Source organism: Zafaria cholistanensis, from assembly GCF_008580665.1.
Taxonomy (GTDB): domain Bacteria; phylum Actinomycetota; class Actinomycetes; order Actinomycetales; family Micrococcaceae; genus Zafaria; species Zafaria cholistanensis.
The window spans coordinates 105,661-119,718 of record NZ_BKDJ01000004.1; the positions used below are offsets into that span (position 1 = coordinate 105,661).

General features: G+C 72.3%; 13 protein-coding genes and 1 riboswitch. Of the genes, 3 read left to right on the forward strand and 10 right to left on the reverse strand.

The window, feature by feature from the left end; genetic code table 11:
• Positions 1-22 precede the first annotated feature (22 nt).
• From NCCP_RS05485 to NCCP_RS05500, 4 genes are all read right to left on the reverse strand, one after another.
• Complete coding sequence (locus tag NCCP_RS05485; protein WP_149956233.1) at positions 23-1,660, reverse strand: 5-oxoprolinase subunit B/C family protein; 1,638 nt, start codon at positions 1,658-1,660, stop codon at positions 23-25.
• 11 nt (positions 1,661-1,671) lie between these two features.
• Positions 1,672-2,430 carry a LamB/YcsF family protein gene (locus tag NCCP_RS05490; protein WP_149956234.1) on the reverse strand — a complete coding sequence of 253 codons (759 nt, stop codon included), beginning with the start codon at positions 2,428-2,430 and terminating at the stop codon, positions 1,672-1,674.
• A gap of 107 nt (positions 2,431-2,537) precedes the next feature.
• Complete coding sequence (locus tag NCCP_RS05495) at positions 2,538-4,190, reverse strand: AtzH-like domain-containing protein (protein WP_225873693.1); 1,653 nt, start codon at positions 4,188-4,190, stop codon at positions 2,538-2,540.
• On the reverse strand, positions 4,187-5,275 hold the full coding sequence (locus tag NCCP_RS05500) for an acetamidase/formamidase family protein (RefSeq protein ID WP_149956236.1): 1,089 nt from the start codon (positions 5,273-5,275) through the stop codon (positions 4,187-4,189). Before NCCP_RS05500 ends, NCCP_RS05495 begins: the two co-directional genes overlap by 4 nt.
• 166 nt (positions 5,276-5,441) lie before the next feature.
• On the opposite strand from NCCP_RS05500, the gene NCCP_RS05505 reads away from it, so the two are divergent.
• The gene (locus NCCP_RS05505; RefSeq protein ID WP_225873703.1) at positions 5,442-6,068 is read left to right on the forward strand and encodes a YoaK family protein; all 627 of its coding nucleotides are present in this window, start codon (positions 5,442-5,444) and stop codon (positions 6,066-6,068) included.
• Between the two features lie 136 nt (positions 6,069-6,204).
• On the opposite strand, the gene NCCP_RS05510 is transcribed toward NCCP_RS05505, so the two are convergent.
• Together NCCP_RS05510 and NCCP_RS05515 are read right to left on the reverse strand one after the other, a co-directional pair.
• On the reverse strand, positions 6,205-6,825 hold the full coding sequence (locus tag NCCP_RS05510; RefSeq protein ID WP_225873694.1) for a nucleotidyltransferase family protein: 621 nt from the start codon (positions 6,823-6,825) through the stop codon (positions 6,205-6,207).
• A complete protein-coding gene (locus NCCP_RS05515) occupies positions 6,810-7,784 on the reverse strand; it encodes a DMT family transporter (RefSeq protein ID WP_149956238.1) in 975 nt (324 codons plus the stop codon). Before NCCP_RS05515 ends, NCCP_RS05510 begins: the two co-directional genes overlap by 16 nt.
• A gap of 337 nt (positions 7,785-8,121) precedes the next feature.
• Between NCCP_RS05515 and NCCP_RS05520 the strand changes: the two genes are divergently transcribed.
• Positions 8,122-8,343 (forward strand): RNA-binding S4 domain-containing protein, encoded by a 222-nt coding sequence (locus tag NCCP_RS05520; protein ID WP_216364662.1) that lies wholly within the window; start codon positions 8,122-8,124, stop codon positions 8,341-8,343.
• A gap of 54 nt (positions 8,344-8,397) precedes the next feature.
• On the opposite strand, the gene NCCP_RS05525 is transcribed toward NCCP_RS05520, so the two are convergent.
• The 4 genes from NCCP_RS05525 to NCCP_RS05540 form a co-directional block, all read right to left on the reverse strand.
• Entirely contained in the window at positions 8,398-9,081 is a 684-nt protein-coding gene (locus NCCP_RS05525) for an alpha/beta hydrolase (protein ID WP_149956240.1), read from the reverse strand.
• 59 nt (positions 9,082-9,140) lie between these two features.
• Positions 9,141-10,202, reverse strand: a complete 1,062-nt coding sequence (locus NCCP_RS05530; RefSeq protein ID WP_149956241.1) for an alpha/beta hydrolase — start codon at positions 10,200-10,202, stop codon at positions 9,141-9,143.
• 229 nt (positions 10,203-10,431) lie between these two features.
• Positions 10,432-11,595, reverse strand: coding sequence for a homoserine O-acetyltransferase MetX (gene metX, locus NCCP_RS05535; RefSeq protein ID WP_414727709.1), 1,164 nt, complete (start codon positions 11,593-11,595; stop codon positions 10,432-10,434).
• Positions 11,596-11,597: 2 nt separating this feature from the next.
• Entirely contained in the window at positions 11,598-12,944 is a 1,347-nt protein-coding gene (locus NCCP_RS05540) for a bifunctional o-acetylhomoserine/o-acetylserine sulfhydrylase (protein ID WP_149956242.1), read from the reverse strand.
• A gap of 70 nt (positions 12,945-13,014) precedes the next feature.
• Positions 13,015-13,131: riboswitch (SAM riboswitch) on the reverse strand.
• Positions 13,132-13,284: 153 nt separating this feature from the next.
• On the opposite strand from NCCP_RS05540, the gene NCCP_RS05545 reads away from it, so the two are divergent.
• Positions 13,285-13,929: a VOC family protein gene (locus NCCP_RS05545; protein WP_149956243.1), complete on the forward strand. Its 645-nt coding sequence runs from the start codon at positions 13,285-13,287 to the stop codon at positions 13,927-13,929.
• Positions 13,930-14,058 lie beyond the last annotated feature (129 nt).

A 14,058-nucleotide genomic window follows, 5' to 3' on the forward strand; every position in this document is an offset into this window, starting at 1 on the left:
TCAGATTCAGGGGGGCGGAGGTTCAGGGGGTGGTGGCGGGGGTGGTGACCGGTTCCAGCGTGTCCGGGTCCACCAGGTGGAAGCGGATGGCGGTGCCCGGGGGCAGTTGGGCGGCTACGGGCAGGTCCTCCGGGACGACGGCGGCGATCACCGGGTAGCCCCCGGTCACCGGATGGTCGGCGAGGAACACGACGGGAAGGCCCGACGGCGGGACCTGGAGCGATCCGGCCACGGCCCCCTCGCTGGGCAGTTCCCCGCCACGGACGCGTTCCAGCGGACGTGCCCCCTCGCCCAGGCCCAGGCGCAGGCCGATGCGGTTGGACTCGGTGCCGGCCAGCCACTCCTGGCCGGTGAGCCGGGACAGTCCCTCCGGGCCGAACCAGTCATCGCGCGGTCCCGGAACCACGCGGAGAACGGCCACGGCGCCGGGGGCGACCCGCAGGGCGGACGGCTCGGCAGACCCGACGGCCTGGCCGGGCCGGGCCGGTCCCACCGGCAGGTGCATGCCCGGGGCAAGGGGGGCCGGGCCCAGCCCGGACATGGCATCGGTGGACCGGCTGCCCAGCACCGGGGCAACTGCCAGGCCGCCCCGGACGCCGATGTAGGGGCGCAGCCCCGTGGTGGCCGGACCGAGGCGCAGCGTCTCCCCGTCCAGCAGGGCAAAGGGCGCGTCCTGGCCGGGGTGGCGCGGCGGGCCGGCCACCGCGGGGACGATCTCCAGTTCCACGCGGGCCCCCGCCACGGCCAGGACCTGGTCCCCGTGCGCCTTCAGCCGAAGTGAGCCGAGCAGGTTTTCGATGACCGCCGCGCCGGGGGCATTCCCGACCAGGCGGTTGGCCTGGCGCGCGGAGGCCGCGTCGGCCGCGCCCGAAGCGCTGACCCCCAGGTCCCCCAGTCCGGGGCGCCCGAGGTCCTGGACCAGGGACTGCAGGCCGGCGTCGAGGACCTCCAGGGTCCCCGCCGCGGGGTCCTGTTCGGCGGAAGCCTGTTCCGCCGGGCGGTCGGCGCCGTCCCGCCCGGGCGCCTCCCCCGGGATGCTGATCTCCTCGCGGACCGCGATGAAGCGGACCCGGTCCCCGGGCATGACCAGGGCGGGGGATTCGCGGGAGAGGTCCCACATGGGCTGCCCGGTATGGCCGATCAGCTGCCAGCCCCCCGGGGAACGGCGCGGGTAGACCGCCGAAAACCGCCCGGCAAGGGCCACGGAGCCGGCGGGGACTGCGGTGCGGGGGGTGTCCCGGCGCGGGACTTCCAGGGCGGGATCGCCCCCGGCAAGGTAGCTGAACCCCGGGGCAAAACCGCCGAACGCCGCGGTCCACAGCCGGCCGGTGTGTGCGGCGACCACGCCCTCGGGGCCCAGGCCGGTCAGGCGGCCCACCTCGGCGAGGTCCTCGCCGGTGTAGACGACGTCGATCTCCACCGTGCGCCCGGCCCGTGCCCGTGCCGGGGCGGCCTCGAGGCGGTCGATGGCCGCCCGGCCCGAGAGCGCGGCCGCGCGGGAGGCGAAGCGGACGAGCACCGTCTTGGCGGCGGCAAGCACTTCCACCTGGCCCGGCAGCGGGTGATCGGCCAGCGCTCCGTGCAGGGCCACCACGGCCTCCAGCGTGGGCAGTTCGACCAGCAGGGAGCGGGTTCCGGCCCAGCGGACAGGGTGGCTCATACGAAGCCGGGTCATACGAAGCTCCGGATGCCGACGCCGGCGGCCTCCAGGCCGGCACGCACGGAGGCCGCCATCGCCACCGCCCCCGGGGTATCCCCGTGCAGGCAGATGCTTTCGGCGGAGGTCTCGATCCGCGATCCATCACGGGCAATGATTGTGCCCTCCGTGGCGAGGCGGACCATGTTGGCGGTGACCTCTGCGGCGTCGTGCAGCACCGCTCCGGCCTCGCGGCGGGAGACCAGGGTTCCGTCGGGGTTGTAGGCGCGGTCCGCGAACGCCTCGGCCACCCCGCGCAGGCCGGCGGCCTCGGCCCTGGCCAGGGCGACCGACCCGGGCAGGAGCAAAAGCGGCAGGTCCGCCCCGAACGCCTTCACCGCGTCAACGACGGCCTGGGCGTGCGCCTGGTGGTGGACGATGGCGTTGTACAGGGCCCCGTGCGGCTTGACGTAGCGCACCTGTCCTCCCGCGGCGCGGGCCAGGGCCTCGAGGGCGCCAATCTGGTACAGGACGTCGTCGGCCAGTTCGGTGGGGGAACAGCCCAGGAACCGGCGCCCGAAGCCCGCCAGGTCCCGGTAGCCCACGTGGGCTCCGATGACGACGCCGGCCGCGACCGCGTCGCGGCACGTCCGGGCGATGGTCGAGGGGTCTCCGGCATGGAAGCCGCAGGCCACGTTGGCGCTGGAGACGGACCTGAAGATCGCGGCGTCGTCGCCCATGCTCCAGTTGCCGAAGGATTCTCCGACGTCGCTGTTCAGGTCGATGAATGGCATGGTGGTCCCTGTCTCGTGGCGTGCTGTTCCTCAAGGATGCACGAGAAACCGGGATTGTTCAACAATATTGAGCGCGGGCCGCCCGGAGGCGTCCCCGGAGCCGCTGCTCAGGGCGCGGCGCCCGGGAGCCGGCCCGCCCAGGCCAGCAGTGCCGTATCCGAGCCCGCCGCCCCCACCAGGGACACCCCGCACGGCAGGCCCTCCGCGGTTTCCAGCGGCACGTTCACCGCCGGCAGTCCCGCGAGACCGGCCAGGCAGGTCAGCAGCAGGGTGCGCTGGCGCTGGCGCTCGATGGCCTCTCCCCCGGCGGCCGAGTCCCTGGCCAGCGGTGCCACGGATGCCGCCGAGGGAACGACGAGGATCCCGTCGCCCACCAGGGCGCGTACTGCCGCGCGCGCCTCGGCCGCAAGCTGGCGGGCGGCGGCTTCCTGTTCGGCGGTGCAGGCCGCCGCCAGCCGGAACCGCCCGGCCACATCCGGAGCCAGCCGGTCCCCATGCCGCCCAACCCACTCCCCATGGGCGGCCCATGCTTCCCGGCCCTGGATGGCCTGGAACGCCTTCAGCCACGCCCGGTGCCGGTCCGGATCGATGGGCCCGGCCGGCTCGATCCGCCCGGCGGGGCCGTCCGCTTCCCACCGGTCCAGGGCCGCCCGGATCGCGGCCGCCACATCGCCATCCGCCAGGTCCAGCAGGCCCGGCACCAGCCGCAGCCCCGGGAACGCGGCCGCCGGAGCGGCGGCCGGCAGCAGCACCCGCCCCACCGCCTCCAGCACTTCCGGGGTCCGGGCCATCCAGCCCACCGTGTCGAAGCTGGGTGCCAGGGGCACCAGGCCTTCGGTGGACACGGCTCCGTGCGTGGTGCGGATCCCCCACAGCCCCTGGTAGGCGGAGGGCACGCGGACCGACCCGCCCGTGTCCGTGCCCAGCCCGATGCTTGCGTGCCCCAGCGACACTGCCGACGCGGATCCGGAGGAGGACCCTCCGCTGATCCGGAACGGCGCCTTCGGGTTCGGCGGGGTGCCGTAGTGCGTGTTGGTTCCGGCCAGGCTGTACGCGAACTCGTCGGTCGCGGCCATGCCCTTGACGGACGCTCCGGCCCCCAACAGCGCCGCGACCGCCGCCGCCGTCGTGGTTTCCGGGACGGCCTGGGCCAGGTGCGCCGGACTGCCGGCACCCACCCGCTGCCCGGCCACCGCGTAGAGGTCCTTGACCGCGACCGTCTCCCCGTCCAGGATCCCCGGGGCGGCCGGGGGCACCAGCGGATCCCCCACCACGCGCCAGACCCGCCGGTCAAAGGCCGGCGGGCTGACAGCCACGTGCGCCACGGCAACCTGCCACGTGCCCCCGTTCCGCACCCAAACCTGGGTCTGCTGGCCGCGGCCGCCGCTGAGCAGTTCGGTGACGGCGACGACCACCGCATGCTCCGGCCCCAGCGCGCGGACCTCGGTGGCGACGATCCGCCGCTTCGGGGCGCCGCCGCGGGTGCCGCGGAAACCGCTGATCGCCTCGTGGCCCACCAGCAGGCCGCTGCTGTCCCCGCGCATCGTGTCCGACCCGGGTGCGAAAAGCGCGTCCATCGCGGGCAGGTCGTTCTCCATGAGGGCGCGCTCGTACTCCCAGAACGCCTCCATCAGGCCGGGGATCGCGGTACTTGGGGTCGGGGTGCCGGGAGCCGGGGTGCCGGGGGTCGGGGTGCCGGGGGTCGGGGTGCCGGGGGCTCCCGCCTCCTGCGCGGCCGGGCGCGGGTGGACGGCGCTCACTTGGCCACCTCCGCGAAGTCCTCGATGCGGATGCGTGCATGCACGCCCTTCACCAAATCCACCACTTGGGAGATGTTGAAGTCCGTCGCCGCGCTCAGGTAGGCGTAGGCATGCTCGGCATCCAGTCCCCAGCGTGCCTGCAGCAGCGCCACCGCCGCGCGCACGCAATCCTGCACGGCCAGGTCCAGGTCCTCGTCCATGCCGGTGGGCACCAGGTAGTCGGCGGTCTCGGCCACGGGGCCCAGCTGGTCACCGAAGAGCCGCAGCGCGTCCTCGCGCGGCACGACGTCGAACCGGAGCCGGGCGCGCAGGCTCGCCTCCATCGCGGTGAGGGCCACTTCCCCGTCGCCTTGGGCGAAGTGCGGGTCCCCGACATAGGCCAGCGCGCCCTCGACCTGCACCGGCAGGTACAGCGAGGCGCCCTCGACCATGAGGTTGATGTCGATGTTGCCCCCGTGCCGCCCCGGGGGAACCGAGTGCGGGCGGGTGTCCGCGTCAACGGCGACGCCCATGGTGCCCAGGAACGGGCGCAGCGGGAAGCGGATGCTGCGCCCGGCGCCGGCGAACGGGGCCATGGTGCCGCAGGCCCCGCGCGGGGTGTCTTCGACGCCGGCGAAGACGCTGACATTGCCGGGCCCGCGCGGATACTCCCCGGGCAGCGCGCCGCGGCCGTGCCGGTTGGAGACAACGCCGTAGGGCACGCGCCGCTCCAGCCCCGCGACGGTGATCTTGAGCAGGTCCCCAGGACGGGCGCCGGCGACGTGGATGGGGCCGGTGACCACGTGCGGGCCGTCGGTGCCCGGGTCGCGGGCACAGTCGCCGGCGGCGAGCGCCACGGCGTCGCGCAGCACCTGTTCCCCGTCCACCCCGTGGGTGGCGAAGAAGGCGCGCGGGTCGCGGCCCTGGTCCTCGAGGATGCCCTCGTGGCTGATGGTGTCGATGACCGCCTCGGTGCCGGGCTCGAGCTTGAGCACGGGGGCGTCGGCCGCGCACGGCAGCCTGCCCCACAGCACGTTGCCTGCGGCGGAGGGCAGGTAGGGGGCCCCGGCGGGAAGGTGTTCCCCCGGCTGCAGGATGGTGGTCATCGGTTCTCCTTCGGTTGCCCGCCAGCCTAGGGAGGATGTTTTACGTGGCTGTTACGAAACGGTGCAATGAATGTTTCATCAGCAACCCTACGATGAAACGGTGACTGAAACTATTTCCGTTCCCCGGCGCCGCGTGCGCGACCTGCCCCGCCTCCATCTTCAGTTGATGCTGGCCCTGACCTTTTCCACCGGCATCATCGACGCCGTGGGCTACCTGGGACTGGACCGGGTGTTCACCGCGAACATGACCGGCAACGTCGTGATCCTCGGCATGGGCCTGGCCGGCGCCGACGACCTGCCTGTACTGGGTCCGGTCCTGGCGCTTGTTGCGTTCATGGCCGGCGCCGTGGCCGGCGGCCGCGCCCTGCGCGGCCGCACCGGAGAGTGGACCCGGGCGACCACCTGGCTGCTCGCGGCCGTGGGAGCGGTGGTGCTGGCCCTGGGCCTGGGCCTCATGGTCTGGCATGATCCTCCGGAGCCTGCGCTGCTCTCCGTCACCACCCTTCTGGGGGCGGTCATGGGCCTGCAGGCCGCCGCCGCCCGCGCGCTCGGGGTCAAGGACGTCACCACCGTGGTGGTCACCTCCACCATCACCGGCCTGTCCATGGATTCGCGCCTGGCCGGCGGCCGCGGCGACCTGTGGGGGCGGCGCGTCCTGGCCGTGGTGCTGATCCTGGCGGGCGCGGGCGTTGGAGCCGTGCTGCTGAACGTCCATTTGGGTGCGGGCCTGGTTGCCGCGGCGGCGGTATGCCTGGTGTGCGCGGGCATTGGACACCGCCACGCCAGGGCGTAGTTCCCGGCCGCTGAATCAACCCGCCGGGGGCGGTACGCGGGGGGGTGCCCGGGCGGGTGTGCGGACGGGTGTGCGGACGGGTGTGCGGACGGGTGTGCGGGCGGGTGTGCGGGCGGATGCGCACGGGGCCTGGCAGCTAGCCCAGCCTCCACAGGTCCGCGGCGGTGTCGACGTCCCCGCCGTCGGACAGGTCCGAGCAGTCCACCAGGTCCACGATCCCCGGGTTCCGTGCCAGCCAGCCCCGCGCTCCGGCGTCGCCCTCCGCCGCCGCCGCTGCGGTCCGCGCCGCGTCCGCGGCGAACAGGACGGGGTGGCCCCGGCGCAGGCCTTCGGTGCCGCCGGCAAATCCGGCGGCGGTCACCCGGCCGGGCACGTGGGCCTGCAGCAGCCGCCGGACCATCGCGCGGTCCAGGCCCGGCTGGTCCACCAGCGCCACCAGCACGTCGCGTCCGGTGGGGACCGCCCCAATGCCGGTGCGGAACGAGCCGCCCATGCCCTCGGACCAGAGCGGATTCTCCACGATGGTGCAGCCGGCAAGGTCGGCCTCGGCGCGCACCCGGGCGGCCCGCGCCCCCAGCACCACGACGACGCCGGCGCACCCTCCGGCGCGCAACTCGTCCACCAGCCTGGACACCAGCGGGACGCCCCGGCTGGCCAGCAGGGCCTTCGGGCCGCGGCCCAGCCGCGTTCCCGGCCCTGCGGCAAGCAGCACCCCGGTGACGGGCCGGCCGGATCCGGGGCCTACCGGCGCTCCCACGGCATCCGTGCGGCGGCCGGCAGCGCGGCGACGGAGACGGCAAGCAGCGTCAGCGCGGTCCCCAGCACCGTGACCCCGGTGACCACGCTGCCGGGCGCGGGGAACACCAGGTCCAGCGCCAGCGAACCGAGCAGCTGCCCGGAAACCATGGACAGCCCCGCCAGCAGCACCCCCAAGTGGCGGACCACGACCGCCCCGAGCCCGATGAAAATGCACCCCAACGGCCCGCCCAGGTAGTACCACCAGGCATCCGGCAGGGCCCGGGGCCACCCGGCGGGCGCGACGAGGGCCAGCCACGCGGCCAGCAGCACGATCCAGCCGGCGAGGAAGTTGACCAGGGTGGCGGTGAGGGGGGTGCCGTAGTGCACGGTGGCGGTGCCGTTCATGGCCTGCTGGAAACTCATCAGGAACCCGGCCGTCAGCGGCAGCAGAAGCAGCAGCAGGCCCTGGGGGCCGTCCCCGGCTTCCCCGCCCATGCGCGGGGAAACGGTCCACACGACGGCCCCGACGGTGAGCACGGAACCGATGATACGGATGCCGGTAATGTCCTTGCGCCCGCCCGGGCCGATGCCGAGCCGGTCCACCAGCAGCCCGCTGACGGTGAGTCCGGTGACGTTGGCGACCGTGAACAGGGCCAGCCCGGTGAACGGGGCCGCGAACCCCTGGCCCAGGACGAAGTAGGCGCCGACGCAGCCGGCGGCCATATACCAGAGCGGGAAGCGGCGCTCGCGCACGGCGTGGCGCAGCTGCGCCAGCCCCGAGCGGCCCCGGCGCAGGGCCAGGGAGAGGACGGCCATCAGGACCAGGCCCACGCTGAAGCTCAGCAGGGCCGCACCCAGGCCGTCCCCCATCTCCAGCGCAAGCTGCCCGTTGATCCGGGACTGGCCCGGTATGGCGATGCCGGCAACCAGTCCCAGGGCGATCCCCAGGGGCAGCGGAATCTTCGTGGTGGAGGCCATGGATCAGGCCTGCGGCGGGTGCGGGTGCGGGCGCGAGCCGGTACGCCGGGAGGCGGCAACGGCGGCTGGCAATGCGGCGGCTGGCAGTGCGGCGGCTGGCAGTGCGGCGGCGGCGGGCGGGCGCGGCTTCACGACGGATCCTTCCTCGGGGGCGACCCGCGACCGCGGGACCTGCCCTTCCATCTATACACCCTGCGGGGGGCACCCCCGGGACGCGCGGGCCGGCGCCCACACCGAAAGTGGGGAAGCCCGAAAGTCGGGAAGTCCGGCAGGGTGGCGGGCTTGGAACACCAGCCGGAATTGGGAGGCGGGCCGCGGCTGGCGGATGATGGGGGGCATGAGTGCACCGTTCCCCATCCAGATCCGCGACGAGTCCATCCGCTTGGGACAGTTGCTGAAACTCGCCTCGCTCGCCGAGGACGGCATCCAGGCCAAGGAGTTCATCGAGAACGGCCTGGTGAAGGTCAATGGCGAGATCGAGACCCGCCGCGGGCGCCAGGTCCGCCCGGGCGACACCGTTGAGGTCAACGGCGAGTCCGTGGTGGTCGAGGCCCAATAGGCGTGCCCTGCGCCGGGCGGCGGGAACCGCCCGGCCGGGCACCTGCCGGTCCCGCTAGCTGTCCGGCGTCGCCGCCCCGTCCAGGACCTGCGCGCGTCCCAGGACGTGTTCGCGCAGGAAGGAGCGGACGTCCTCCATCTCCTCCTGGTTGATGTTGTGCTGCATGCCGGGGTATTCGGCCTTGGTGGCGGACGCATGCCCGTCCAGCCACTGGTGGGTGAAGGCCACCTTGTCCGGGGTGATCACGAAGTCGGCGTCACCGCGCCCCCAGAAGACCGGCGGACGGAGTGCCTTGGTGGCCTCGTCGTCGAAGAACGGGTTGCCTCCGGAGGGGATCACGAAACCGGACAGGCCCACCACAGCGGCAACCTCCGCCGGGCGGTGGCGCAGGGCCGAGGTGGCCACGGCCATGCCCATGGAGAACCCCAGCAGGGTGACCGAGGAGTGGTTGCCCTTGACGGTGTCCAGCCAGGCCCAGACGTCCCCCACGGAGGCGGTGACCTTCTCCACGGAGAAGTCCGGTTCGTGCATCAGCGGGAACCAGGTGTGGCCGGGGCCCAGGGGCTGCGGGGCGCGGACCGAGGCGAGGGTGAATTCCTGGGGCAGCAGCGGGGCCAGCCCCATGAGGTCCTGCTCGTTGGAGAGGTAGCCGTGGAACATGACCAGCAGCGGGGTGCCGGCCCGTGCTGCTTCGGGGCGGGACCAGAGAACGACGGGATTCCAGGGAGTCTGAGACATGCCCACAATTCAACCACACCGTTAGTTGAAGGATAAACCTTGGGGGGCCGGTGCCCCGGCTAGTGCAATCCAAGGTGGAACAGCAGCGCCACCAGGAAGTCCTCGGGGAACTCCAGGTGCGGCGAATGGCCGCATCCGGGCAACAGGACCTCACGCACGGCCCCGCCGCGTTCCCGGTAGCGGGAGAGAACGGCGCGGGTCTGGGCCACCATGGGCTGTGGCGGCGCCTCCTCCTCCCCCGGCCAGCCTTCGGCAACCCCGAGCCTGCCCAGCTGGTTGATGTCGAGGAGCGAGGCATCGGAGACGACGGCGTCCGAGTCGCCGTGGATCCACAGGATCGGCGGCTTCGGTTCCACCTCCACGATCGGGGAGACGTTAAAGTGTGCCGGGGCCAGCGCATTGAGCACCCCGCGGTTGCCGGGGGCGAAGCCCGGCCAATGCTCCGAGGGCCTCGAATCGCCCGGATAGTTGGCCTCTCCGGTAGCGGTGGAAAGCATGGCCTCAAGCCACGCATCCTCCCGCCCGGAGGAAAAGCCGGCATGGACGTAGAGGGTGCGGTAGACGGCCCGCGGAGAGGTGGGCGCCTCCTCGGTGTGGTCGCCGGCGGCCAGCCGCGCGACGAAGTCCGGGTTCACGCCCCCGGCGCCCGTGCCGGCATCGTCCTCCGTCAGCCGCCGCCCTTCGGGACCCGCGGTGCCGCCGAAGCCGTAGGGGGAAACCGGGGCCACCAGGGACAGGGTGGAGACGGCATGGTCCAAAACGTACTGCATCGCCACTCCTCCGCCCAGGTCCCAGCCCACCAGGTGCGGCGCCTCGACGCCCAGGGCAAGGAGGACCTCCGCGAGGTCATCGCTGAAGTCGCGCACCCCGCGGGTCGCGTCCACCGGGGCGGTGTCCGATCCGCCAAACCCCCGCAGGTCCACCGCGAGGGCGCGGCAGGGACCGGGCAGGGCCAGCATCGCGTCCTGCCACACCAGCGAGGAGGACAGGTTTCCATGGACGAAGACTACGGGCATGCCGTCCGGGTCGTCGCCGCCACGTTCGAGCACATTGGCGATCAGCCGGTCCGTCGGGACCCGGCGGGCCCTGATCCCCCTGAGAAGGTGCTCCTGCAACCCCATGGGTTCCCCCTGCCTAGCGGCCCGGCGGGTCGATGCGGGCCGCGCCGGGCCCTGTCCCGCCCCCCGCGTGGGGGCCCACTGCACCCACTGTAAGGTGCCGGACCACCCCCTGACCAGTGGTGTTCCGGGCCAGGGGTGTTCCGGGCCCGTCCGCCGCCGCGCCGCCGGAACTAGTCCCGGCCCAGGTCCGAGTCCAGGTCCAGGTCTAGGTCTAGGTCTAGGTCTAGGTCTAGGTGAAGATTTCGGCCCGGAGGGCCCCGTCGAGCTGCTCGATGTCGGTGAGGAAGCCGTCGTGGCCGATCGGCGAGGTGATGTAGTGGACCGGCGGGGTGGACGGCAGCAGGCGGGCCAGGCGCTCGGACTGCTCGGGCCAGTAGAGGCGGTCGCTGTCCACCGCGGCGACGAAAAACCGCACGCCGGAGAGCCTGGACAGCGCGGCCTGCGCGCCGCCCCTGCCGCGGCCGACGTCGTGGGACATCAGGGCCTCGGTGAGGACGATGTAGCTGTTGGCGTCGAAGCGGCCCACCAGCTTGGAGGCCTGGTGGTCCAGGTAGCTTTCCACCTGGTAGCGGCCGCGGTCGTAACCGGCGGAACCGAACGGGTCCTCCGCATGCTGCGCCTGGCGTCCGAAACGCAGGTCCATCTCCGGTTCGGAGCGGTAGGTGATGTGGGCGAGGCGCCGGGCGATGCCGAGCCCCTCGACCGGCCCGGGCGCGGGCGTGCCGTCGGGGCCGGTGGCGCCGTAATAATCCCCGCCGCGGAACTGCGGGTCCAGCCGGATCGACTGGGTCTGGATCTGCGCGAACGCAATCTGCTCCGCGGTGGATTCGGCGCAGGCGGCGATGACCACGCAGTTGCCCACCCGGTCCGGGAACTCGGCTGCCCATTCAAGGGCGCGCGCCCCTCCCATGGAGCCACCGATCACGGTGTGCCACCGCCGGATCCCCAGGGCGTCGGCGAGGCGGGCCTCGACGCGGACGCCATCGCGGATCGTGGTGAACGGAAAGCGGGAACCGAGGGGACGGCCCGCCTGGTCCGGGGTGGACGGGCCGGTGGTGCCGTAGCAGCCGCCCAGGATGTTTGGCGCGACGACGAAGAACCGGTCGGTGTCGATCGTCTTGCCGGGTCCCACGAATCCGTCCCACCAGCCCGGGGTGTCGCTGTCGCCCCGGGCCACGTGGGTGTCACCGGTCAGGGCGTGCTCCAGCAGGACGGCGTTGGACCCGTCCCGGTTGAGCTCTCCCCAGGTCTCGTACCCGATCACAATTTCCGGGAGGTAGCCCCCGGTCTCGAAGGAGTACGGACCCGTCCGGAATTGGCGGAGCACGCCGTCGGGCCCATGCCCCACGGCGTGCCGCCACTCCGTCTGCCCGGAGGTTACGTCGAAATCGATGCTCACTTCACCGCCTGGAGGGCGGATCCCGGTTCCTTGGCGGCCTGCCGGAAGCCGCCTTCAAGATCCGCAATGATGTCGTCAATGTGTTCGATGCCCACCGCCAGCCGGACCAGGCCCGGGCTGACCCCGGCCGCTGCCCGCTCGGCGTCGGTGAGCTGCGCGTGGGTGGTGGACCATGGGTGGATCACCAGGGACCGCACGTCGCCGACGTTCGCCACGTGCGAGTGCAGTTCCAGGGCATCCACGAACGCCTGCCCGGCGGCGGCTCCGCCGTCGAGTTCAAAGGCCACGATGGCGCCGGTGCCGCGCGGGCCGTACTTGCGGCCGCGCTCGAACCATGGGCTGGAGGGCAGGCCTGCATAGGCCACCGACCTCACCTGCGGGTGGGCCTCGAGCCATTCGGCGACCTTCAGGGCGTTGGCGACATGGCGCTCCACCCGCAGGCTCAGGGTTTCCAGGCCCTGGCCGATCAGGAACGCGTTCAGCGGCGCCACGGAGGAGCCGAGGTCGCGCAGCAGCTGCACGCGGGCCTTGAGGATGTAGGCGAGGTTGGCCCCGAGGATTCCGTCCACTCCCAGGTCGCGGGCGAAGACCAGGCCGTTGTAGGATTCGTCCGGGGTGTTGAAGCCCGGGAAACGCTGCGGGTCCCGCCCGTAGTCGAACCGTCCGGAGTCCACGATGACTCCCGCGATCGCCGTGCCGTGGCCGCCGAGGTACTTGGTGGCCGAGTGCACCACGACGTCCGCGCCCCATTCGATGGGCCGGATCAGGTACGGGGTGGCCAGGGTGTTGTCCACGATCAGCGGAACGCCGGCCTCATGGGCGGCGGCGCTGACACCCTCGATGTCCAGCACGTCCTGGCGCGGATTGGAAACGACCTCGCCAAAGAATGCCTTGGTGTTCGGACGCACGGCCGCGCGCCACTGCCCCAGGTCGTCGGGGTCGGCCACGAAAGTGGCCTCGATGCCCAGCTTGCGGAGGGTGTGCTTGAACAGGTTCTGGGTCCCGCCGTACAGGCTGGGGCTGGCGACGATGTGGTCGCCGGCCTCGGCCACGTTCAGGATCGCGAAGGTGGTGGCCGCCTGGCCGGAGGCCAGCAGCAGCGCCCCCACGCCGCCTTCGAGGTCGGCGATGCGGTTCTCCACGGCCTCCTGGGTGGGGTTGCCGATGCGGGTGTAGATCGGCGCCAGTTCCTGCAGCGCGAAGCGGGCGGCAGCGCTTTCCGCGCTGGGGAACACGAAGGAGGTGGTCTGGTAGATCGGCAGGGCCCGCGCCCCGGTGGCTCCGTCGGGAACCTGCCCGGCGTGGATCTGGCGGGTTTCGAAAGACCAAGTGTTGCTCGACATGTTTCTTCCCCTCTGACTGGGGGTCCTCCCCGGCTGCGCGGAAGCACGGGCCGTGCCTCCGCCGGGATGTGACCCGCGCTTGTCCCGTGTCCTGCTGGCACGGGGCCTGGTCTTCACCCGGGGCACCCCACCGCGAGTGGAGGGTTGCCGGCCAGCAAACCGGGGTTTAGCGCTGGCACTCATGACCTTGGTTCCAAGTCTTGCGAAGCCCCGCCGGTCCCGCAACTATGTGTCCGCTTGTGTCAACCCTCCGCCGGGCCCCACTACCCCGTCTGGGGTCCGGGCGCACGTTAGGAATACCTAAGTCGAGACGTGAATCACAAAGTGCCATGATGGGCCCATGATGAGGCTGGACCATGTTTCTTACGCGTGCGGTCCCGACGGGTTGGCTGCCACAGCCGCCCGCATCGGCGAGACCTTGGGGCTCGAGTACGTCAAGGGCGGAGTCCATCCGCGCTTCGGCACTCGAAACGTCATTTTTCCATTGCAGAACGGCCAATACCTGGAGGTCGTGGAGGTGCTCAACCACCCGGCCTCGGACAAAGCGCCCTTCGGGCAGGCCGTGCGGGCCCGCTCTGAACTGGGCGGGGGCTGGATGGGGTGGTGCGTTGCGGTGGACGACCTTGCCCCGTTCGAGGAGCGGCTGGGCCGCCAGTCCGTGCCGGGCAACCGGAAGTTCCCCGACGGTCGTGAATTGACCTGGCAGCAGATCGGCATCAACGGCCTGATCGCCGACCCGCAGGTCCCCTACATGCTGCGCTGGGACGAGGGCACCGAGGACCTGCACCCGTCCAAGGCGCTGGACCCGAAGGGCCGGATCTCCAAGATCACCATCGCCGGGTCCCGGGACCGTGTCCGCGACTGGCTGGGCCAGCCCGAGCAGTCCCCGGTGGGCGACGTGGAGGTCGTGTGGCAGTCCCCCAACGGGAACCCGGGCATCCTCTGCGTCACCTTCACGACTCCCAAGGGCGAGGTCGAGCTTTAGGCCGGCGGCCACTCCCCCACACACAGGCACCGCAACAGCGCCGCCTGCACACCATCACCACCTGCATCACAGCACCTGGCCTGCACCACAGCATCTTCCGGCAGCACGACGGCGGCACCCACCCGGGTG

Excerpts from the sequence above, each read along its gene's own strand:
- NCCP_RS05540 (WP_149956242.1), bottom strand. The coding sequence starts at position 12,944 with ATGTCGAGCAACACTTGGTCTTTCGAAACCCGCCAGATCCACGCCGGG.
- NCCP_RS05490 (WP_149956234.1), bottom strand. The coding sequence starts at position 2,430 with ATGCCATTCATCGACCTGAACAGCGACGTCGGAGAATCCTTCGGCAAC.
- NCCP_RS05500 (WP_149956236.1), bottom strand. The coding sequence starts at position 5,275 with ATGACCACCATCCTGCAGCCGGGGGAACACCTTCCCGCCGGGGCCCCC.
- NCCP_RS05485 (WP_149956233.1), bottom strand. The coding sequence starts at position 1,660 with ATGAGCCACCCTGTCCGCTGGGCCGGAACCCGCTCCCTGCTGGTCGAA.
- NCCP_RS05520 (WP_216364662.1), top strand. The coding sequence starts at position 8,122 with ATGAGTGCACCGTTCCCCATCCAGATCCGCGACGAGTCCATCCGCTTG.
- NCCP_RS05515 (WP_149956238.1), bottom strand. The coding sequence starts at position 7,784 with ATGGCCTCCACCACGAAGATTCCGCTGCCCCTGGGGATCGCCCTGGGA.
- NCCP_RS05545 (WP_149956243.1), top strand. The coding sequence starts at position 13,285 with ATGATGAGGCTGGACCATGTTTCTTACGCGTGCGGTCCCGACGGGTTG.
- NCCP_RS05525 (WP_149956240.1), bottom strand. The coding sequence starts at position 9,081 with ATGTCTCAGACTCCCTGGAATCCCGTCGTTCTCTGGTCCCGCCCCGAA.
- NCCP_RS05530 (WP_149956241.1), bottom strand. The coding sequence starts at position 10,202 with ATGGGGTTGCAGGAGCACCTTCTCAGGGGGATCAGGGCCCGCCGGGTC.
- NCCP_RS05505 (WP_225873703.1), top strand. The coding sequence starts at position 5,442 with ATGCTGGCCCTGACCTTTTCCACCGGCATCATCGACGCCGTGGGCTAC.